The sequence below is a fragment of the Celerinatantimonas yamalensis genome (assembly GCF_046054155.1).
Lineage (GTDB): Bacteria > Pseudomonadota > Gammaproteobacteria > Enterobacterales > Celerinatantimonadaceae > Celerinatantimonas > Celerinatantimonas yamalensis.
On record NZ_JBEQCT010000004.1, the window covers coordinates 177,022 to 197,305 of the forward strand.

Annotated in this window: 19 protein-coding genes and 1 tRNA gene; all 20 read left to right on the top strand. The window is 45.5% G+C overall.

The window, feature by feature from the left end:
- Positions 1 to 48: 48 nt before the first annotated feature.
- The 20 genes from tuf to fusA all read left to right on the top strand — a co-directional run bounded on the left by tuf (position 49) and on the right by fusA (position 20,249).
- Positions 49 to 1,233, top strand: a complete 1,185-nt coding sequence (tuf, locus tag ABUE30_RS10595) for an elongation factor Tu (protein WP_408623738.1) — start codon at positions 49 to 51, stop codon at positions 1,231 to 1,233.
- Between the two features lie 398 nt (positions 1,234 to 1,631).
- Positions 1,632 to 2,099: a GNAT family N-acetyltransferase gene (locus tag ABUE30_RS10600; RefSeq protein ID WP_408623739.1), complete on the top strand. Its 468-nt coding sequence runs from the start codon at positions 1,632 to 1,634 to the stop codon at positions 2,097 to 2,099.
- A 125-nt stretch (positions 2,100 to 2,224) separates the two neighbouring features.
- Positions 2,225 to 2,578: a DOPA 4,5-dioxygenase family protein gene (locus tag ABUE30_RS10605; RefSeq protein WP_408623740.1), complete on the top strand. Its 354-nt coding sequence runs from the start codon at positions 2,225 to 2,227 to the stop codon at positions 2,576 to 2,578.
- 43 nt (positions 2,579 to 2,621) lie between these two features.
- The gene (gene gloA2, locus ABUE30_RS10610) at positions 2,622 to 3,068 is read left to right on the top strand and encodes an SMU1112c/YaeR family gloxylase I-like metalloprotein (protein WP_408623741.1); all 447 of its coding nucleotides are present in this window, start codon (positions 2,622 to 2,624) and stop codon (positions 3,066 to 3,068) included.
- 142 nt (positions 3,069 to 3,210) lie between these two features.
- A tRNA-Trp gene (locus ABUE30_RS10615) sits at positions 3,211 to 3,287 on the top strand.
- A gap of 107 nt (positions 3,288 to 3,394) precedes the next feature.
- Positions 3,395 to 3,772 (top strand): preprotein translocase subunit SecE, encoded by a 378-nt coding sequence (gene secE / locus ABUE30_RS10620; RefSeq protein WP_408623742.1) that lies wholly within the window; start codon positions 3,395 to 3,397, stop codon positions 3,770 to 3,772.
- The gene (nusG, locus tag ABUE30_RS10625; RefSeq protein ID WP_408623743.1) at positions 3,772 to 4,317 is read left to right on the top strand and encodes a transcription termination/antitermination protein NusG; all 546 of its coding nucleotides are present in this window, start codon (positions 3,772 to 3,774) and stop codon (positions 4,315 to 4,317) included. Before secE ends, nusG begins: the two co-directional genes overlap by 1 nt.
- 125 nt (positions 4,318 to 4,442) lie before the next feature.
- Positions 4,443 to 4,871 (top strand): 50S ribosomal protein L11, encoded by a 429-nt coding sequence (gene rplK, locus ABUE30_RS10630; protein ID WP_408623744.1) that lies wholly within the window; start codon positions 4,443 to 4,445, stop codon positions 4,869 to 4,871.
- Positions 4,872 to 4,874: 3 nt separating this feature from the next.
- Complete coding sequence (gene rplA, locus ABUE30_RS10635; protein WP_408623745.1) at positions 4,875 to 5,576, top strand: 50S ribosomal protein L1; 702 nt, start codon at positions 4,875 to 4,877, stop codon at positions 5,574 to 5,576.
- Between the two features lie 263 nt (positions 5,577 to 5,839).
- Entirely contained in the window at positions 5,840 to 6,334 is a 495-nt protein-coding gene (gene rplJ / locus ABUE30_RS10640; RefSeq protein WP_408623746.1) for a 50S ribosomal protein L10, read from the top strand.
- A gap of 57 nt (positions 6,335 to 6,391) precedes the next feature.
- Positions 6,392 to 6,760, top strand: a complete 369-nt coding sequence (gene rplL, locus ABUE30_RS10645) for a 50S ribosomal protein L7/L12 (RefSeq protein ID WP_408623747.1) — start codon at positions 6,392 to 6,394, stop codon at positions 6,758 to 6,760.
- A 225-nt stretch (positions 6,761 to 6,985) separates the two neighbouring features.
- A complete protein-coding gene (gene rpoB / locus ABUE30_RS10650) occupies positions 6,986 to 11,017 on the top strand; it encodes a DNA-directed RNA polymerase subunit beta (protein WP_408623748.1) in 4,032 nt (1,343 codons plus the stop codon).
- A gap of 83 nt (positions 11,018 to 11,100) precedes the next feature.
- Complete coding sequence (gene rpoC / locus ABUE30_RS10655) at positions 11,101 to 15,315, top strand: DNA-directed RNA polymerase subunit beta' (RefSeq protein ID WP_408623749.1); 4,215 nt, start codon at positions 11,101 to 11,103, stop codon at positions 15,313 to 15,315.
- A 151-nt stretch (positions 15,316 to 15,466) separates the two neighbouring features.
- Positions 15,467 to 15,850, top strand: coding sequence for a RidA family protein (locus ABUE30_RS10660; protein ID WP_408623750.1), 384 nt, complete (start codon positions 15,467 to 15,469; stop codon positions 15,848 to 15,850).
- Positions 15,850 to 16,242 (top strand): sulfurtransferase complex subunit TusD, encoded by a 393-nt coding sequence (gene tusD, locus ABUE30_RS10665; RefSeq protein WP_408623751.1) that lies wholly within the window; start codon positions 15,850 to 15,852, stop codon positions 16,240 to 16,242. The genes ABUE30_RS10660 and tusD overlap by 1 nt, the downstream gene beginning before the upstream one ends.
- Positions 16,239 to 16,595 (top strand): sulfurtransferase complex subunit TusC, encoded by a 357-nt coding sequence (tusC, locus tag ABUE30_RS10670; RefSeq protein ID WP_408623752.1) that lies wholly within the window; start codon positions 16,239 to 16,241, stop codon positions 16,593 to 16,595. Before tusD ends, tusC begins: the two co-directional genes overlap by 4 nt.
- Positions 16,596 to 16,895, top strand: coding sequence for a sulfurtransferase complex subunit TusB (tusB, locus tag ABUE30_RS10675; RefSeq protein WP_408623753.1), 300 nt, complete (start codon positions 16,596 to 16,598; stop codon positions 16,893 to 16,895).
- A 232-nt stretch (positions 16,896 to 17,127) separates the two neighbouring features.
- Positions 17,128 to 17,502 (top strand): 30S ribosomal protein S12, encoded by a 375-nt coding sequence (rpsL, locus tag ABUE30_RS10680; RefSeq protein WP_408623754.1) that lies wholly within the window; start codon positions 17,128 to 17,130, stop codon positions 17,500 to 17,502.
- 93 nt (positions 17,503 to 17,595) lie between these two features.
- Positions 17,596 to 18,066, top strand: coding sequence for a 30S ribosomal protein S7 (gene rpsG, locus ABUE30_RS10685; RefSeq protein WP_408623755.1), 471 nt, complete (start codon positions 17,596 to 17,598; stop codon positions 18,064 to 18,066).
- A gap of 83 nt (positions 18,067 to 18,149) precedes the next feature.
- A complete protein-coding gene (gene fusA, locus ABUE30_RS10690; RefSeq protein ID WP_408623756.1) occupies positions 18,150 to 20,249 on the top strand; it encodes an elongation factor G in 2,100 nt (699 codons plus the stop codon).
- Positions 20,250 to 20,284: the final 35 nt, after the last annotated feature.

Below are 20,284 nucleotides of genomic sequence, written 5' to 3' on the forward strand. Positions count from 1 at the left end.
AACCTTTGGTGCTAGAACACCAGTTGACTCCTTGTATGAGGGACGAGCATGTCTAAAGAAAAATTTGAACGTTCGAAACCGCACGTTAACGTTGGCACCATCGGTCACGTTGACCACGGTAAAACTACTCTGACAGCGGCTATTACTACTGTATTGGCAAAAACATACGGCGGTTCAGCGAAAGACTTCGCTTCTATCGATAACGCCCCTGAAGAACGTGAACGCGGTATTACAATTAATACTTCTCACGTTGAATATGATACACCAGCACGTCACTATGCACACGTTGACTGCCCCGGACACGCTGACTATGTGAAAAACATGATCACGGGTGCTGCGCAAATGGACGGTGCGATCTTAGTGGTTGCAGCAACTGATGGCCCAATGCCACAAACGCGTGAACACATCCTACTGTCTCGTCAAGTTGGCGTGCCTTGTATCGTTGTATTCATGAACAAATGTGACATGGTTGACGACGAAGAGTTGTTAGAACTGGTTGAAATGGAAGTTCGCGAGCTGTTAAGCGAATATGATTTCCCAGGTGATGATCTGCCTGTTATTCAAGGTTCTGCACTGGGTGCATTGAACGGCGAAGCGCAGTGGGAAGAAAAAATCATTGAATTGGCGCAAGCATTAGATGATTACGTTCCTGAGCCTATTCGTGATATCGATCATCCATTCTTGTTGCCTATTGAAGACGTTTTCTCAATCTCAGGCCGCGGTACAGTTGTGACTGGTCGTGTTGAACGTGGTATTGTCAAAGTTGGCGATGAAGTTGAAATCGTCGGTATCAAAGCGACAACTAAAACCACTTGTACAGGTGTTGAAATGTTCCGTAAACTGCTTGACGAAGGTCGTGCAGGTGAAAACATCGGTGCATTGCTGCGCGGTACTAAACGGGAAGATGTTGAACGTGGTCAAGTACTGGCAAAACCAGGTACAATTACACCACATACACAATTTGAATCAGAAGTTTATGTTCTGAGCAAAGAAGAAGGTGGTCGTCATACCCCATTCTTCAAAGGCTACCGTCCACAGTTCTATTTCCGTACAACTGACGTTACGGGTGCTGTAGAGCTGCCAGAAGGCGTGGAAATGGTAATGCCTGGTGACAATATTAAATTCACAGTTGAATTGATTGCACCTATTGCGATGGATGAAGGGTTGCGCTTTGCGATCCGTGAAGGCGGTCGTACAGTTGGCGCTGGCGTGGTATCTAAAGTTATCGCGTAATCGTTTTAACGATTGCTAATAAAAAAAGGTCGCTTTAGGCGGCCTTTTTTAATATAAATTATTCGCAGATGTCACTCTAACTGTGATGTTATTTATTCGTGCATAAGAATCACTTGTGCGCTTTTTAAGGCTTGTTCTAACTCAATCGCCTAGATGCTAACACCATTTAATTGGTTCACTGATTTTATGTGGGGCGTTCAATTTACATTATTGAAGCAATATCAGTAGACAGCATTAACCTATTCACTACGACAGCCGGCACCAAGTAACTTGAAAGTCGCAATATCGCGCCAACACAAGTAACACATCAGATATAGTGAATGCATGAACCTACCTATTCCATCCTAATATAAATGGGTTATTATCAAGCGGGACGATATAACGAAGAGAGGTGAACGGTGGTTATTCGATCCGCACAAGAGTCCGATTTAGATGCTTTAACCATGCTTAATCAACAAATTGGACAGATCCATTTTGACCAGATGCCTGAGGCTTTTGATGCTCCATCGGCGGCCGACCGACAATTTTTAGTTAATGTGTTAAAAAATAATACACATCGTTTTTTTGTGGCGCAGCGTGGCCAGCAGGTCATCGGCTTTATCACTGCGACCATCACACAAAATGAAACCATTCCATTTTTAGTCAAATTTCCAATTTGCCGCATTGGGTCGATAGTCGTTGATGAACATCATCGCTCGCGGGGAGTCGGACGAGCATTAATGAATGCAGTTCATCAATGGGCGCGAGAACAGGGCGCCAAGCAAGTGCGCTTGGAAGTAATGGCTTTTAATCACAAAGCACATCAGTTTTACACTACGCTTGGGTTTAGCCAGCATTCATTTATCATGGCTAAACCACTTGATTGAGCTAGCCGTGTGACTCACTACGCCGCAAGATTTGCGTTGCAGCAAGCTAGTCCTGCGCAACAGGCTAAGCCATAGTACTGTCTTATGTCGACTGTTGACTCAGTTAATTTGTTAGGTGAACTATTATGACCCAATTTATCACACTCAGTAATAACTATGCGCACTATCATAGCCATGTTTATTTTGACAAAACAACCTGCGAGCAAGCCCGCGCACTACGCTTGCAGATCATCGAGCAGCTTAATTTAGAAGTGGGGCGATTCCATGAAAAACAGGTTGGACCGCATCCATCCTGGAGTTTTCAAACGAAGTTCACTCAAGCTGATTTTGCGATGTTTATCGCATGGATTGATACTCATCGGCAAAACTTGACGGTATTGGTTCATGCGGTGACGGGTGACGACTATATGGATCATACTGAACATGCAGACTGGCTCGGAGAGCCTGAAACACTAAACTTAGCCATCTTTTGTTGTTGACCGATCCATTTTCAATAAATAGCCATTAACCTGCGAGGTTGTCATGCTCGATGCTATTCATCATTGCGCAATTATTTGCTCGAACTATCAGGTCACTAAACATTTTTATACTCAGATCCTTGGCCTAACGGTGATTGCTGAACATTATCGCGCCGAACGTGATTCTTATAAGCTGGATTTAGCCCTGCCTGATGGCAGTCAAATTGAGTTATTTTCATTTGCCCATCCACCGACTCGATCCACATCGCCAGAAGCTTGTGGGTTGCGCCACCTAGCATTTTCAGTGTGTGATTTAGATCAGGTTATTGCCTATTTACAGCGACATGATATTAGCTGCGAGAGTGTTCGGGTCGACCCATATACACAAAAACGCTTTACCTTTTTTAAAGACCCGGATGACTTGCCGCTTGAGCTGTATGAAGTAAGATCTGCTCAACCATTGCAGAGTCGTTTATTTAAGGAGTCGAGTGCAATTAACCACTCAGTATAGAATGCAGCGAAATTACAATAAAATTAAATTTTTCCTCTACGAGCTCACGCTATTTCTGGTATCATGATACACAGGTCAAATTGTAGCTGACACTAGGTTCACAATTTAAGCGAAAGCCCCTAAAAACGGGGTTTTCTTTTGTAGGGGTGTAGTTCGAATTGGTAGAACGGCGGTCTCCAAAACCGACGGTTGGGGGTTCGACTCCCTCCACCCCTGCCAATTAGCTAGTTTAGCGCCGGTAATTGGCACGTGTTGGCTCAATTCAGTAGAAATAAAGTAGACACGCTAAACAGCGTCGTTTTTAGGTGTGGGATAACAGGTAGTTTATGTCAACGAATACAGAAAACCAGAGCGGGTCTATGGATGGCCTAAAATGGGGATTAGTCGCAATTCTCGTCGCCGCTTCCGTAGTCGGCAACTACTATTACTCTAATATCTCGATCCTGTTTCGAGTGATCGGAGTTGTCGTCGCGATGGGTCTTGCTTTAGGGCTCGCTATGCTGACCACTAAAGGGAAAGCTGTCTGGAGTTTTGCTAAAGAAGCTCGTACCGAAGTGCGCAAAGTTGTTTGGCCAACCCGTCAAGAAGCTATGCAGACAACACTGATTGTACTGGCAGTTTCTGCGGTGGTTGCGTTAATTTTATGGGGTCTTGATGGTATACTCGTTCGTCTAGTCAGCTTCATTACAGGGGTGAATGTTTAATGAGCGAAGAGTTAAAAAAACGCTGGTATGTCGTTCAGGCCTTTTCTGGCTATGAATCTCGTGTTGCTAAATCTCTGCGTGAACACATTAAGATCCATGGCCACGAAGATTTATTTGGGGATGTTCTTGTTCCTACTGAAGAAGTGGTCGAGATGCGCGCAGGTCAGCGTCGTAAAAGTGAGCGTAAGTTCTTCCCCGGCTATGTGCTGGTGCAGATGCACATGAACGATGAGAGCTGGCATTTGGTGCGTAATGTCCCTCGCGTATTAGGTTTTATTGGCGGCACTCCAGAGCGCCCAGCACCAATTACTGATCGTGAAGCGGACAATATTTTAGATCGTCTCAATGAGTCTGCCGATAAGCCACGGCCAAAAACTCTGTTTGAACCCGGTGAAGTGGTTCGCGTGGTTGATGGCCCATTTGCTGATTTCAATGGTACCATTGAAGAAGTCGATTATGAGAAAAGTCGCGTAAAAGTATCTGTTCTGATCTTCGGTCGGGCGACACCAGTTGAGTTAGAATTCGGTCAGATTGAAAAAGGCTGATCGAAATTTCGCCAGAAATGGTTGAGATAGGGCAGAGGATATTTTATAATCCGCTGCCCTTTTGTTATATCGGGAAGCTAAGGTCCACGTTGGATTGAGGCGCTAGACCCAAATTAGAGGAAATTATGGCTAAGAAAGTCCAAGCTTATATCAAGCTACAAGTTGCTGCTGGTGCAGCAAACCCTAGTCCACCAGTTGGTCCTGCATTAGGTCAACATGGTGTGAACATCATGGAATTTTGTAAAGCGTTCAACGCTCGTACTGACAGCTTAGAAAAAGGCGCGCCAGTTCCTGTTGTTATCACTGTTTATAGTGACCGCTCTTTCACGTTCGAAACCAAGACACCACCTGCTTCATACCTGCTTAAAAAAGCGGCGGGCATCAAGTCTGGTTCTGGTACACCGAACAAGCAAAAAGTGGGTACGGTAACTCGTGCGCAGCTTGAAGAGATCGCTAAAGTTAAAGAAGTAGACATGACCGGCGCTGATTTAGATGCGATGGTTCGTTCAATCGAAGGTTCCGCCCGTGCAATGGGCCTGGTAGTAGAGGGCTAGACAATGGCAAAACTTTCTAAACGTATGCGTACTATTCGCGAAAAAACTGACGCGACTAAAGACTACTCAATCAACGAAGCGGTTGCTTTGCTTAAAGAATTAGCGACGGCTAAATTTGTTGAAAGTGTTGATGCTTCTATTAACCTGGGTATTGATCCTCGTAAATCTGATCAAAATGTTCGCGGTGCGACTGTTCTACCCAATGGTACTGGCCGTACCGTTCGTGTTGCTGTGTTCACTCAAGGTGCCAATGCAGAAGCGGCGAAAGCAGCTGGTGCAGATATCGTGGGTATGGATGATTTAGCAGCGCAAATTAAAGCGGGCGAAATGAACTTCGACGTGGTTATTGCTTCACCTGATGCGATGCGTGTTGTGGGTCAATTAGGCCAGATCTTAGGTCCTCGCGGGCTGATGCCAAACCCTAAAGTTGGTACTGTAACGCCGAACGTTGCTGAAGCGGTTAATAATGCTAAAGCCGGTCAGGTGCGTTATCGTAACGACAAAAACGGTATTATTCATACCACCATCGGTAAAGTTGACTTTGACGATGACAAGATCAAACAGAACTTGGAAGCGTTGCTAAGCGCACTGCGTAAAGCTAAACCTGCCCAGTCTAAAGGTCAGTTCATCAAAAAAGTAAATCTATCAACTACGATGGGTGCTGGTATTTCTATTGATATTGCATCTCTAGAACAACTTGCTTAATCCGATTTAGGTTTACATGGCGCGTTAATTGCTGTAAAATTGCGCGCCTTATCTTATGGGTCTGGGTGTAACATTTGCCCACGTCCAAGACCGCAGGTGACAATCAACAAATTGTCTTAAATTTCCTGCGCAGACGGTGAAAGAACCCTGAATAGTTTTATGACTTATTCTGGATCTGTAGCCGTACAAGTGCCCTAAATTAGTTTTATTTAGGGGAACATTAGTACTAGGTTTTCCTAGTTTGGAATCCAGGAGTAAAGCCAATGGCATTAAGACTCGAAGACAAAAAGCAAATTGTCGCTGACGTCAACGAAGCTGCCAAAGGTGCCCTTTCTGCTGTTACTGCCGACTCTCGCGGTGTGACTGTAAGCGCTATGACTGAACTGCGTGCGAAAGCACGTGCAGCTGGTGTTTATGTACGTGTTGTTCGTAACACGCTCGCACGCCGTGCCGTAGAAGGTACTAGCTACGAATGTTTAGTTGAAACCTTTAAAGGTCCAACTTTAATTGCATTCTCAAGCGAACATCCAGGTGCCGCTGCGCGTCTGTTTGTTGATTTCGCTAAAGTGCAAGAACACTTCGAAGTTAAAGCTGCAGCGTATGAAGGCGCATTAGCAGACGTAAACGTTTTGGCAACACTGCCAACTTACGACGAAGCAATCGCAAAACTGATGGCGACTATGAAAGAAGCCTCAGCTGGCAAATTGGTTCGCACTATCGCGGCTATTCGCGATCAGAAAGAGCAAGCGGCAGCTTAAATTTGCAATTTGCTGCTTAACTGTATAAATTTTAATTAAGATTTAGGATTTTGAGTCATGTCTATCACTAAAGACCAAATCATTGATGCTGTTGCTGAAATGTCAGTAATGGATGTTGTTGCTTTGATTGAAGCAATGGAAGAGAAATTCGGCGTAACTGCAGCTGCTGCTGTTGTTGCTGGCGGTGCTGATGCAGGCGCTGCAGTTGAAGAACAAACTGAATTCAACGTTATCCTTAAAGCTGCTGGCCCGAACAAAGTTGCTGCTATTAAAGCAGTTCGTGCTGCAACTGGTCTGGGTCTTAAAGAAGCGAAAGCTTTGGTTGAAGCTGCTCCAACTCCAGTTAAAGAAGCTGTTTCTAAAGAAGAAGCTGCTCAGCTTAAAACTCAGCTTGAAGAAGTTGGTGCTGAAGTTGAAGTCAAATAATCTGCTATACTGCAGATTACAGCCTGAATAGGGCAGTGGCTGGTGATTTTTTAATCACCGGCCTTTTTGCGCTGTAGGATGTCGGCTATTTCATGTCATTTAAACCGGTCATCTTGCGCCCGAGTACGTGAATCTCCTGCGTACTTCAAATACAGAAATGACGTAAGTTAGAACTGTCCCGTCAAAGGACAGAGTGGGTCACTTATCAGCGAGCTGAGGAACCATATGGTTTACTCTTATACAGAGAAAAAACGCATTCGTAAGGACTTCGGGAAACGTCCTCAAGTAGTGGATACGCCTTACCTGCTATCTATACAGCTTGATTCTTTCGAGAAATTTATCGAAGTCGATCCGGAAGGCGAGTATGGCCTGGAAGCAGCGTTTCGTAGTGTTTTCCCCATAGCCAGTTACTCTGGCTATTCAGAGTTGCAGTATGTTAGTTACCGTCTTGGTGAACCCGTATTTGATGTGAAAGAATGTCAAATTCGTGGTGTAACCTATTCTGCTCCGCTGCGGGTTAAGCTACGGTTGGTGTTGTACGATAAAGACGCACCAGCGGGCACTGTCAAGGATATCAAAGAGCAAGAAGTGTACATGGGCGAAATTCCGCTCATGACCGAAAACGGAACTTTTGTGATTAACGGCACCGAACGGGTGATCGTATCTCAGCTGCACCGTAGTCCAGGGGTATTCTTTGATCATGACCGCGGCAAGACCCACTCATCTGGGAAAGTTCTATATAACGCGCGAGTGATTCCCTATCGTGGTTCTTGGTTGGATTTTGAATTCGATCCAAAAGATAACCTATTTGTTCGTATCGACCGCCGTCGCAAGTTGCCAGCAACTATTATTATGCGGGCACTGGACATGGGGACTGAAGAGATCCTCAATTACTTCTTCGATACGACTGATTTTGAAATCCGCGAAGGCAAAGTATGGATGTCATTAGAACCTGCGCGTTTGCGCGGTGATATTTCATCATTTGATATTTTGCTCGACGGTGAAATGGTTGTCGAAAAAGGACGTCGGATCACGGCTCGTCACGTTCGTACTTTAGAAAAAGCGAATGTCACGCAGTTAGAAGTGCCATTGGAATATCTAGCCGGTAAAGTTCTGTCGAAAGATTATATCGACGAGTCAACCGGTGAAGTAGTTGCTGCTGCGAATACAGAATTAACGATGGAGTTGGTCGCGGCATTGTCGCAGGCGGGCTTCACTAAATTGGCAACTATTTATACCAATGACTTAGATAATGGCGCCTTCATTTCGGAAACATTGCGTACCGATTCGTCGACTAATCGCCTCGAAGCATTAGTTGAAATTTATCGGATGATGCGCCCTGGTGAGCCACCAACTCGCGAAGCAGCCGAAGGCTTGTTTGAAAATCTATTCTTCAGTACGGATCGTTATGATCTGTCAACTGTCGGACGGATGAAATTTAACAGCCGTGTGAATCGTGACGATGGCAATGAATCGGGCATTTTGGATAAACGCGATATCTTGTTAGTGATTAAAACACTGATTGATATTCGTAACGGTCATGGTGAAGTGGATGATATTGACCACTTGGGTAACCGTCGTATCCGTTGTGTCGGTGAAATGGCTGAGAACCAATTCCGTGTTGGCCTAGTGCGTGTTGAACGCGCCGTACGTGAGCGCTTAAGTTTAGGTGATCTCGATACGTTAATGCCGCAAGATTTGATCAACGCCAAGCCGATTTCGGCTGCCGTTAAAGAGTTCTTTGGTTCATCACAGCTGTCTCAGTTTATGGACCAAAACAACCCGTTGTCTGAAGTGACGCATAAACGTCGTGTTTCAGCGTTAGGCCCGGGTGGTTTGACTCGTGAACGTGCAGGCTTTGAGGTGCGCGACGTACATGCCACGCACTACGGTCGTTTATGTCCAATTGAAACCCCTGAAGGACCCAATATTGGTCTGATTAACTCATTGGCGGTGTACGCACGAACCAATGATTACGGGTTCTTGGAAACGCCGTATCGACGTGTTAATAATAGTTTGATTACTGATGATGTTGAATTTTTGTCAGCGATTGATGAAGGTAAATACGTTATTGCTCAGGCGAACGCGCCATTTGATGAAGATGGTCGTTTAACTGATGAACTAGTACCGTGTCGTTACGCGGGTGATTCAACCTACATGACGGCTGACCAAGTTCAGTTCATGGATGTATCACCTCAACAGATTATTTCTGTTGCAGCGTCATTGATTCCGTTCTTAGAACATGATGATGCGAACCGAGCCTTGATGGGATCGAACATGCAACGCCAAGCCGTTCCAACGATTCGTGCGGATAAACCGCTAGTCGGAACTGGGATTGAGCGTGCTGTTGCGGTTGACTCTGGGGTAACCGTTGTTGCTAAACGCGGTGGCCGAGTCAACTATGCCGATGCATCACGTATCGTGATTAAAGTTAACGAAGATGAACTGCTCCCTGGTGAAGCTGGGATTGATATCTATACGTTGACTAAATATACCCGTTCTAACCAGAACACCTGTATTAACCAGCGTCCTGTTGTACAAACAGGCGAACCGGTGATGAAAGGTGATGTACTGGCTGATGGTCCATCAACTGACTTAGGTGAATTAGCACTGGGTCAGAATATGCGTGTCGCCTTCATGCCTTGGAACGGTTACAACTATGAAGACTCCATCTTATTAAATGAAGATGTAGTTAAAGAAGATCGCTTCACCACGATCCATATTCAAGAACTGTCTTGTATTGCGCGTGACACCAAGTTAGGTCCAGAGGAGATCTCTGCGGATATTCCTAACGTTGGTGAGTCAGCATTAAGCAAACTGGATGAGTCTGGGATTGTTTATGTGGGTGCTGAAGTGAAACCTGGCGATATTCTGGTCGGTAAAGTCACCCCTAAAGGTGAAACTCAGCTGACTCCAGAAGAGAAGTTATTGCGAGCGATCTTCGGTGAGAAAGCATCTGATGTAAAAGATACATCGCTGCGAGTACCTAATTCGACTTACGGGACTGTTATCGATATCCAAGTCTTCACTCGTGATGGCGTGGAAAAAGATAAACGAGCTGTTGATATTCAAGACTCTCAGCTGCGTGAAGCGAAAAAAGATTTAACTGAAGAGTTCAAAATCTTTGAAGAAGGTGTTCTGTCACGTGCCAAATCAGTGTTACTAGGTGCGGGTAAATCAGAAGCTGACTTGAGCCGGATGCGACCACTGGATTGGTTTGAAATTGCATTGGTTGATGAAGGTGCACAGACTCAGCTTGAACAGATCGCCGATCAGTATGAAGAACTCAAGGCTGATTTTGAGAAAAAACTCGACATTAAACGCCGTAAGATCACGCAAGGTGACGATCTCGCACCAGGTGTGCTGAAAATCGTTAAAGTGTATTTGGCCGTGAAACGTCGCATTCAGCCTGGTGACAAAATGGCGGGTCGCCACGGGAACAAAGGGGTGGTTTCGATCATCGTTCCACGTGAAGACATGCCATATGATGAAACCGGTCGTCCAGTTGATATCGTATTGAACCCACTAGGGGTTCCATCGCGAATGAACATTGGACAAGTATTGGAAACACACTTAGGAATGGCGGCAAAAGGTGTCGGTGAGAAAATCGATGCAATGCTTAAAAACCAACGTGGGGTGGAACTGGCTAAGCTTCGTGAGTTTATCCAGAAAGTTTATAATCTAGGACAAACTCGTCAGCATGTTGATTTAGACGAATATAGCGATGACGAATTGATGACTCTGGCCCAGAACTTACGTAAAGGTGTGCCAATGGCAACGCCCGCGTTTGATGGTGCTCATGAGCCTGAAATTAAAGAAATGTTGCGTTTGGCTGATATCCCTGATTCTGGGCAGATCCAATTGTATGATGGTCGTAGTGGCATGCCATTTGAGCGCCAGACTACGGTAGGTTATATGTACATGCTCAAACTGAATCACTTAGTTGATGACAAGATGCATGCACGTTCAACTGGTTCGTACAGTTTGGTAACACAGCAACCTCTGGGTGGTAAAGCTCAGTTCGGTGGTCAGCGCTTCGGTGAGATGGAAGTATGGGCACTTGAAGCATATGGTGCGGCTTATACCTTGCAAGAGATGTTGACGGTGAAATCAGATGACGTCAATGGTCGTACGAAAATGTATAAAAACATTGTGGATGGTAACTATAAAATGGAGCCAGGTATTCCAGAATCGTTTAACGTACTGCTTAAAGAGATCCGCTCACTTGGTATCAATATCGAGCTGGATCAGCATTAACTGTCAGTAGAACAAGTGACTTATATTGGGAGCGTGCGTGATGCACGCCTCCCGCTAGGTTTGACTCCACACTGGAGAGAAACGTGAAAGACTTACTTAAGTTTCTTAAGCAACAAAACAAGACTGAAGAGTTTGAAGGGATCAAAATCGGTTTGGCTTCGCCTGACCAGATCCGTAGCTGGTCATTCGGTGAAGTAAAAAAACCGGAAACGATCAACTATCGTACCTTCAAACCAGAACGCGACGGTCTGTTCTGTGCGCGGATTTTTGGTCCGGTAAAAGATTATGAATGTTTGTGTGGCAAATACAAACGTCTCAAACACCGTGGTGTGATCTGCGAAAAATGTGGCGTTGAGGTCACTCAATCTAAAGTCCGTCGTGAACGGATGGGTCATATTGAGCTGGCATCACCGGTTGCACATATCTGGTTTTTGAAATCATTGCCATCACGCATTGGTTTATTACTGGATATGACTTTGCGCGATATTGAACGCGTTTTATATTTTGAATCCTTTGTGGTTACCGAAGCGGGTATGACTACATTGGAACGCGGCCAAATGCTCACCGAAGAGCAATATTTGGACTCGTTAGAAGAATATGGCGATGAATTTGAAGCAAAAATGGGTGCCGAAGCGGTTCTTGAACTGCTGCGTCATTTAGAATTGCCTAGTGAAATCGAGTCGATGCGTGAAGAGTTAGGAACGACTAACTCTGAAACCAAACGTAAAAAATTGACTAAGCGCCTGAAATTAATGGAAGCGTTCGAGCAGTCTGGTAACAAACCAGAATGGATGATCATGACTGTACTTCCAGTACTGCCACCTGATCTACGTCCATTAGTACCGCTTGATGGCGGTCGTTTCGCAACGTCCGATTTGAACGATCTATATCGCCGTGTAATCAACCGAAACAACCGTCTGAAACGACTGTTGGATTTGGCTGCACCCGATATTATTGTGCGTAACGAAAAACGCATGTTGCAAGAAGCTGTTGATGCACTGCTTGATAACGGTCGTCGCGGACGTGCAATTACGGGTTCAAACAAACGTCCTCTGAAATCTTTGGCCGATATGATCAAAGGTAAACAGGGTCGTTTCCGTCAGAACTTGTTGGGTAAGCGAGTCGATTACTCAGGTCGCTCTGTGATTACAGTGGGTCCTTACCTGCGTCTGCACCAATGTGGTCTGCCGAAGAAAATGGCGCTTGAATTATTCAAACCATTTATCTATGGCAAACTCGAAGCGCGTGGTCTTGCAACTACAATTAAAGCTGCCAAGAAAATGGTAGAGCGTGAAGGTGTGGAAGTTTGGGATATCCTAGAAGAGGTGATCCGCGAACATCCTGTCATGCTCAACCGTGCACCAACATTGCACCGATTAGGTATTCAAGCGTTTGAACCGGTCTTGATTGAAGGCAAAGCGATGCAGTTGCACCCATTGGTGTGTGCGGCCTACAACGCTGACTTCGATGGCGACCAAATGGCAGTTCATGTGCCGTTGACTCTTGAAGCTCAGCTTGAAGCTCGCTCATTGATGATGGCAACCAACAACGTACTGTCTCCTGCTAACGGTGAGCCAATCATCGTACCATCGCAGGACGTTGTTTTGGGCCTCTATTATGCAACTCGCTCAAAAGTTAACGCGAAAGGCGAAGGCATGTACTTAGAAGGCCCGAAAGAAGCTGAGAAGCTATATCGTGCTGGATTAGTTGATTTGCATGCTCGTGTGAAAGTTCGTATTCGCGAAGTTGAAGTCGCCGAAGATGGCTCACGCATCGAAAAAATTGAGCTTAAAGATACAACGGTTGGCCGCGCGATCATGTGGTTGATTTTCCCTGACGGGTTGGCTTATTCCCTCCTCGATAATGCGCTGGGTAAAAAGCAGATTTCTAAACTGATTAACGTTTGTTATCGTCGTCTGGGGCTTAAAGCATCAGTTATCTTCGCTGACCAATTAATGTACACCGGTTATCACTATGCAACTCTGTCAGGGATCTCTATCGGTATTAACGATATGGAAATTCCGCCAGAGAAAGCACAGATTATTGGTGATGCTGAAGCAGAAGTTACAGAAATTCAAGAGCAATTCCAAAGCGGTTTGGTGACTGCAGGTGAACGTTATAATAAAGCGATTGATATCTGGGCGACAGCCAACGATAAATTGTCTAAAGCAATGATGACCAACCTCTCGACTGAGACGGTGATTAACCGTGATGGCGTAGAGGAAATTCAAGACTCATTTAATAGCATCTATATGATGGCTGACTCTGGTGCACGTGGTAGTGCCGCTCAGATCCGTCAGTTAGCAGGGATGCGTGGCTTGATGGCCAAACCAGATGGTTCGATCATTGAAACGCCAATTATTGCGAACTTCCGTGAAGGTTTGAACGTATTACAATACTTCATCTCAACGCACGGTGCGCGTAAAGGTTTGGCGGATACGGCACTGAAAACAGCAAACTCAGGTTACTTGACCCGTCGTTTGGTTGATGTGGCGCAAGACTTAGTGATTGTTGAAGACGATTGTGGCACCCATGAAGGGGTTGTCATGACGCCGCTGATTGAGGGCGGTGATGTGGTTGAGCCACTGCGTGAACGCGTTCTTGGACGTGTGGTTGCAGAAGATGTATTCAAACCTGGCTCTGACAACGAGTTACTCGTTGCCCGCAACACACTACTTGATGAAAAACTATGTGACCTGTTGGAAGTCAATTCAGTCGATCATGTTAAAGTTCGCTCAGTGATTAGCTGTAATGTCGACTATGGCGTCTGTGCTAAATGTTACGGTCGTGATTTGGCGCGTGGCCATTTAGTGGGTATCGGTGAAGCGGTTGGGGTTGTTGCAGCCCAGTCAATTGGTGAACCCGGTACACAGTTAACGATGCGTACCTTCCATATTGGTGGGGCTGCATCGCGTGCCGCTGCAGAAAGCAGTATTCAGGTTAAGAACACAGGTTCTGTGAAGCTGCATAATGCTAAGTATGTGAAAAACGCTGAAGGCAAAGTGGTTGTCACCTCGCGTTCAACTGAACTGACCATTATCGATGATATGGGCCGTACGAAAGAAAGTCATAAACTGACTTACGGTAGTATCCTCGAAGTACAAGATGAAGGTGAAGTCAAACCAGGCGATATCGTTGCTAACTGGGATCCACATACTCACCCAATTATTACCGAGGTGGCTGGTCATATTAAATTTGTTGATATGATCGAAGGTGTTACGGTCAGTCGTCAAACCGATGAACTGACAGGTCTATCTAGCATCGTTGTCATGGAAGCGAATGAACGCTCCGGCGCAGGTAAAGAAATGCGTCCGATGGTGAAAATGGTCGACGACAACGGCGATGAGCTGTTGATTCCGGGCACTGATATTGTGGCCTCTTACTTCTTGCCAGGTAAAGCAATTGTGAACCTGGAAGATAGTTCGGTTGTGAACATCGGTGAAGCTTTAGCGCGTATTCCTCAAGAATCTGGCGGTACTAAAGATATTACTGGTGGTCTGCCACGTGTTGCTGACTTGTTCGAAGCACGTCAACCTAAAGAGCCAGCTATTCTTGCTGAGATTGACGGGACTATTAGTTTTGGTAAAGAAACTAAAGGTAAACGTCGCTTGGTAATCACCCCGAACGAAGGGGATGCGTTTGAGGAAATGATTCCGAAATGGCGTAACCTCAACGTGTTTGAAGGTGAAAAAGTCCAAAAAGGTGAAGTGATTGCCGATGGTCCTGAATCACCACACGATATCTTACGTCTACGTGGTATCGGTGCTGTAGCGAGCTACATTGTTAATGAAGTACAAGACGTTTACCGTTTGCAGGGCGTGAAAATCAATGATAAACACATTGAAACGATTGTCCGTCAGATGTTGCGTAAGTGTATCATTAGCACTGCTGGTGATAGCCTGTTCTTACCAGGTGAACAACTTGAAGTGGCGCGGGTGAACATTGAAAACCGTCGTCTTGAAAATGACGGCAAACGGCCGGCAACTTATCAGCGTGAACTGCTGGGGATTACCAAGGCATCGTTGTCAACTGAGTCATTTATCTCAGCGGCATCGTTCCAGGAAACCACACGTGTTCTGACTGAAGCGGCAGTGAGCGGTAAACAAGATGAGCTTCGCGGTCTCAAAGAGAACGTGATTGTCGGTCGCTTGATCCCAGCTGGGACAGGTTTCTCTTATCATCAGCAACGTCGTGCTCGCAAAGAAAAAGAAGTTGCTCCGCAACAAACCACGGTAACTGCAGATGAAGCTGAGCAAAACTTAGCGGATCTGCTTAACGCAGCTGACCAAGGCGAGTAATTCGCTGTTCAGGTGTGTTATCTGTCTAAAAAAGGCGACCCAATGGTCGCCTTTTTTTAATCCTAAACTAGTTAGTTGACAAATACACTGGCTATGCACAGACTGATATCTTTGTTTGTGATGACAGTATTAATGAATTGGGACATATATTATGGGTAAACAAATCGTATCAACCAATGAAGCACCTAGCGCAATTGGTCCTTATTCGCAAGGGACTAAAGTGGATGGCATTGTCTATACTTCGGGGCAGATCCCTCTTGATCCAAACACGATGGCTGTGGTTGAGGGATCAATTAGCGAGCAAACCAAACAGGTTATGGAAAATCTAATGGCCGTATTAGATTCAGCAGGCGCGGATGCTTCAACGGTGGTCAAGACAACTTGTTTTTTAAGTGATATGGAGAACTTCGCCGAATTTAACGTCATCTATGGCTCGTATTTCCCAGAGATGGCTCCGGCTCGCTCATGTGTAGAAGTTGCGCGCCTGCCTAAGGATGTGTTGGTTGAAGTTGAAGCCGTCGCTTACGTGAAATAATGACATTGCGTTATACTTTATTGGTAACTCAACCGGCCTATGGCCGCCAAGGCGGTACGACTGCGCTGCGCTTTGCCAATAGTGTGTATGAAGCTGGCCATCAACTTGAGACGGTATTTTTTTATTTGGATGGGGTGTCGCACGCCAATTATCTACTGTCTCCAGCCAGTGATGAGATCAACCTGTATGCGCGTTGGTGCGCTCTAGCACAGCGCTCAGGTTGTTCATTATTGGTTTGTGTGAGCGCTGCAGAGCGCCGCGGGGTCATTGGCAAAGCGCATGCAAGTTTAAATGGCTGGCCACACTATAATCTACAATCGCCTTTTATCATTGCAGGGTTGGCTGAGCTTTCCATCGCGATGTTACAAAGTGACCGAGTGGTGCAGTTATGAGCTCGATGCTATTTATTATGACTCATCCGCCGCATGGTAGTAGTGATGCTCGTGAAGGGTTAGATGCAATACTCGCAGCGTCTGCTGTCTGTGATGATATTCGAGTCTTGTTTGACGCTGATGGCGTTTGGCAGTTATGCCAAGGTCAACAGCCAGAGGCTATTTTACAGCGTCATATTGAGCCAACCTATGCCATGCTTGAGCTTTATGATATTGAGCAACTTTATGTCAGCAAGCAGGCCCTTAAGCAGCGTCATTTAGATATTGATGTATTGGCTCTGGCGCCGCAGGTTGTTGATACCTCACAGCTAAAACAATTGCTCCATCACTCTGATATTGTCCTGAGGTTTTAGATGTTGCACATCTATCGTGATTGCCAATTTCCCAGTCAACAGTTGACGCAATGCTTAGCGATGCTTACCTGTGACGACCATTTATTGCTCATTGAAAATGGCGTCTATTTGGTGTGCTATCAACATCCTGAGCTTCTCGCATTAGCCCAAACTAATCGCTTGTCGGTTCTTACTGACGATCTTGACGCTAGGGGCGTACAAGCTCCTGCACTTTATCCTACTATTAGCATGAGTCAATGGGTCGCATTAAGTGCCCAACACGTTAATAGCCTGACATGGGCTGTCAGTTCCTCAGTTTGAAATAACTTGACCTTATTGATGACCTTTAACTGAGTTAGCAGTAAACTGAAAACTACTTATTCGGTGAAATTTTTGCCGTTCATCGGGGGAAATAATCGGTGTCGATAATATCATTCTTGTAAAGTACCCGTTTATCTTGACTCTGCGCCATGAAGCGAATAAAATTTCGCCTCCCCGATTTGCGGGGGGATTTTTCACATGTTTAAAAAATTTGAACCAGGAGCTATTTTCAATGGCAACTATTAATCAGTTGGTTCGCAATTCGCGTAGCCCTAAAGTTGTTAAAAACAACGTACCGGCTTTGCAAGCGTGCCCACAACGTCGTGGTGTATGTACTCGTGTATACACTACTACGCCTAAAAAACCTAACTCTGCACTGCGTAAAGTAGCGCGTGTTCGCTTAACTAACGGTTTTGAAGTTACTTCATACATCGGTGGTGAAGGCCATAACTTGCAAGAACACTCAGTGATCCTGATCCGTGGTGGTCGTGTTAAAGACTTACCAGGTGTGCGTTATCACACTGTTCGTGGCGCATTAGACTGTGCTGGCGTATCTACTCGCCGCCAAGGTCGTTCTAAATACGGTGCGAAGCGGCCTAAATCTTAATGGTTCTCCGTTGAGTAAGGCCAAACATTCATTTTAACGAAATTTTATTAAGTTCGTTTTGGGGTAACCTGAAGCAAATCGGAGAATACTAAGATGCCAAGACGTCGCGTCATCGGTCAACGTAAAATCCTACCCGATCCTAAGTTCGGATCAGAGTTGTTGGCTAAATTTGTCAACGTAGTTATGGTTGACGGTAAAAAATCTATTTCTGAAAAAATTGTATACGGTGCACTGGATATTGCTGCTGAAAAATCAGGCAAAGGTCACCAAGAAGTTTTCGAAGTAGCTCTAGACAACGTGCGCCCATCGGTGGAAGTTAAATCTCGCCGTGTAGGTGGTTCAACTTACCAAGTTCCAGTGGAAGTTCGCCCAGTTCGTCGTAATACCTTGGGTATGCGCTGGATGGTTGATGCTGCACGTAAACGTGGTGAAAAATCTATGGCTCAGCGCTTAGCAGGTGAAATCCTCGACGCAGCTGAGAACAAAGGCTCTGCGGTTAAAAAACGTGAAGACGTTCACCGTATGGCTGAAGCAAACAAAGCATTTGCTCATTATCGTTGGTAATTCCTTACGCGGCAGTATCATGCTGCCGCTTTTATTTCTTTATCGATTTTTTCTAAGGGATTGCCCTTAGTAAGAGGATAAAAATGGCTCGCACAACTCCAATCGAGCTCTACCGTAACATCGGTATTTGTGCTCACGTGGACGCTGGTAAAACTACCACAACAGAACGTATCTTGTTCTATACAGGGCTGTCTCACAAGATTGGTGAAGTACACGATGGCGCTGCCACTATGGACTGGATGGCTCAAGAGCAAGAGCGAGGTATTACTATTACTTCTGCAGCAACCACCACCTTTTGGCAAGGTATGCAGGCTCAATTCCCTCGTCATCGTATCAATATCATCGACACTCCCGGACATGTAGACTTTACCATTGAAGTAGAGCGTTCATTGCGCGTACTTGATGGTGCTGTGGTCGTTTTCTGTGGCGCATCAGGTGTCGAACCGCAATCTGAAACTGTCTGGCGTCAGGCCGATAAATATCATGTTCCGCGGATGGTGTTCATTAATAAAATGGACCGAGCCGGTGCCAACTACGAACGGGTGATTAACCAGATCCGTAAACGGCTAGGTGCAACGTGTGTCCCTATTCAGCTTAATATCGGTGCTGAAGAAGAATTTAAAGGTGTGATCGATTTAATTAAAATGAAAGCGATCAATTGGAATGAAGAAGACAAAGGAATGACCTTTGTTTACTCGGAAATTCCCGCCGAACTAGCTGATAAAGCTGCTGAAATGCGCGAGTATATGATTGAAGCCGCTGCTGAAGCGTCTGATGAATTAATGGATAAATACCTTACTGATGGTGAACTGTCAGAAGAGGAAATAAAACACGCATTACGCCAGCGTACTTTACGCAATGAAATTGTTATAGCAACCTGTGGGAGCGCCTTTAAAAATAAAGGGGTCCAGGCTGTTCTAGATGCAGTGATTGAATTTATGCCTTCACCTGTTGATGTCCCATCAATTAAAGGTGAAGATGAAGACGCAAATCCGATTGAACGTCATGCTGATGATAGCGAACCGTTCTCTGCATTAGCTTTTAAAATTGCCACAGACCCTTTCGTTGGAACATTAACCTTCCTGCGCGTTTATTCAGGGGTGGTCAATTCAGGTGATCAGGTGTTTAACTCGGTTAAACTTAAACGTGAACGCATCGGGCGAATCGTGCAGATGCACTCGAATGATCGGAAAGAGCTTAAAGAGATCCGTGCGGGTGATATTGCAGCGGCGATTGGTTTGAAGGATGTTACAACCGGCGATACCTTATGTGATATGGATAACAAAGTGATTTTGGAACGGATGGAGTTTCCTGAGCCTGTTATCTCAATTGCCGTTGAACCTAAAACTAAAGCCGATCAGGAAAAAATGGGGATTGCGTTAGGTAAACTAGCTGCTGAAGACCCATCATTTCGAGTTGCAACGGATGAAGAATCAGGGCAGACCATTATCTCAGGAATGGGTGAATTGCATCTTGATATCATCGTGGACCGAATGAAACGTGAGTTTGGTGTTGAATGTAATGTGGGTAAACCGCAGGTGGCCTATCGAGAAACCATTCGCCAAGCAACGGAAGTTGAAGGTAAATTTGTTCGTCAATCAGGCGGTCGTGGTCAGTACGGTCATGTGTGGCTGAAATTGGAACCTCAAGAGCCAGGTACAGGGTTCACGTTTGAGAATAAAATTGTTGGTGGCGTGGTACCGAAAGAATTCATTCCTGCCATTGAGAAGGGAGCCCATGAGCAAATGTCGCAAGGCGTCTTAGCGGGCTATCCTATGTTAGATATCAAGGTGACGCTGTTTGATGGGTCCTATCATGATGTCGACTCGAACGAAATGGCATTTAAAATTGCCGCTTCTATGGGCTTTAAGAAAGGTGCTTTGCAGGCATCACCTGTTCTGCTTGAGCCAATGATGCAAGTAGAGGTCACAACTCCAGAAGAATGGATGGGTGATGTAGTCGGTGACATCAATCGTCGCCGTGGTATGATTGAAGGTATGGATGAAGGCGTTGTTGGCCTGAAAATCATCCGTGCCAAAGTGCCGCTGGCTGAAATGTTTGGCTATGCAACGGATTTGCGTTCTGCAACACAAGGACGAGCTTCTTACTCGATGGAGTTCAAAGAGTATAGTGAAGCTTCAAAAAATGTTGCAGATGCTGTAATTGACGCTAAAACTAGATAAATCCATTTAGGCTAAGGCTTGGCATTGTTCAAGCC

What these genes read in the sequence shown, in the direction of transcription:
- fusA (WP_408623756.1), top strand. Translation starts at nt 18,150, where the DNA reads ATGGCTCGCACAACTCCAATCGAGCTCTACCGTAACATCGGTATTTGT.
- secE (WP_408623742.1), top strand. Translation starts at nt 3,395, where the DNA reads ATGTCAACGAATACAGAAAACCAGAGCGGGTCTATGGATGGCCTAAAA.
- rplJ (WP_408623746.1), top strand. Translation starts at nt 5,840, where the DNA reads ATGGCATTAAGACTCGAAGACAAAAAGCAAATTGTCGCTGACGTCAAC.
- tusD (WP_408623751.1), top strand. Translation starts at nt 15,850, where the DNA reads ATGACATTGCGTTATACTTTATTGGTAACTCAACCGGCCTATGGCCGC.
- ABUE30_RS10660 (WP_408623750.1), top strand. Translation starts at nt 15,467, where the DNA reads ATGGGTAAACAAATCGTATCAACCAATGAAGCACCTAGCGCAATTGGT.
- tuf (WP_408623738.1), top strand. Translation starts at nt 49, where the DNA reads ATGTCTAAAGAAAAATTTGAACGTTCGAAACCGCACGTTAACGTTGGC.
- rplL (WP_408623747.1), top strand. Translation starts at nt 6,392, where the DNA reads ATGTCTATCACTAAAGACCAAATCATTGATGCTGTTGCTGAAATGTCA.
- rpsL (WP_408623754.1), top strand. Translation starts at nt 17,128, where the DNA reads ATGGCAACTATTAATCAGTTGGTTCGCAATTCGCGTAGCCCTAAAGTT.
- gloA2 (WP_408623741.1), top strand. Translation starts at nt 2,622, where the DNA reads ATGCTCGATGCTATTCATCATTGCGCAATTATTTGCTCGAACTATCAG.
- rpoB (WP_408623748.1), top strand. Translation starts at nt 6,986, where the DNA reads ATGGTTTACTCTTATACAGAGAAAAAACGCATTCGTAAGGACTTCGGG.
- tusC (WP_408623752.1), top strand. Translation starts at nt 16,239, where the DNA reads ATGAGCTCGATGCTATTTATTATGACTCATCCGCCGCATGGTAGTAGT.
- rplA (WP_408623745.1), top strand. Translation starts at nt 4,875, where the DNA reads ATGGCAAAACTTTCTAAACGTATGCGTACTATTCGCGAAAAAACTGAC.
- ABUE30_RS10605 (WP_408623740.1), top strand. Translation starts at nt 2,225, where the DNA reads ATGACCCAATTTATCACACTCAGTAATAACTATGCGCACTATCATAGC.
- nusG (WP_408623743.1), top strand. Translation starts at nt 3,772, where the DNA reads ATGAGCGAAGAGTTAAAAAAACGCTGGTATGTCGTTCAGGCCTTTTCT.
- tusB (WP_408623753.1), top strand. Translation starts at nt 16,596, where the DNA reads ATGTTGCACATCTATCGTGATTGCCAATTTCCCAGTCAACAGTTGACG.
- rplK (WP_408623744.1), top strand. Translation starts at nt 4,443, where the DNA reads ATGGCTAAGAAAGTCCAAGCTTATATCAAGCTACAAGTTGCTGCTGGT.
- rpsG (WP_408623755.1), top strand. Translation starts at nt 17,596, where the DNA reads ATGCCAAGACGTCGCGTCATCGGTCAACGTAAAATCCTACCCGATCCT.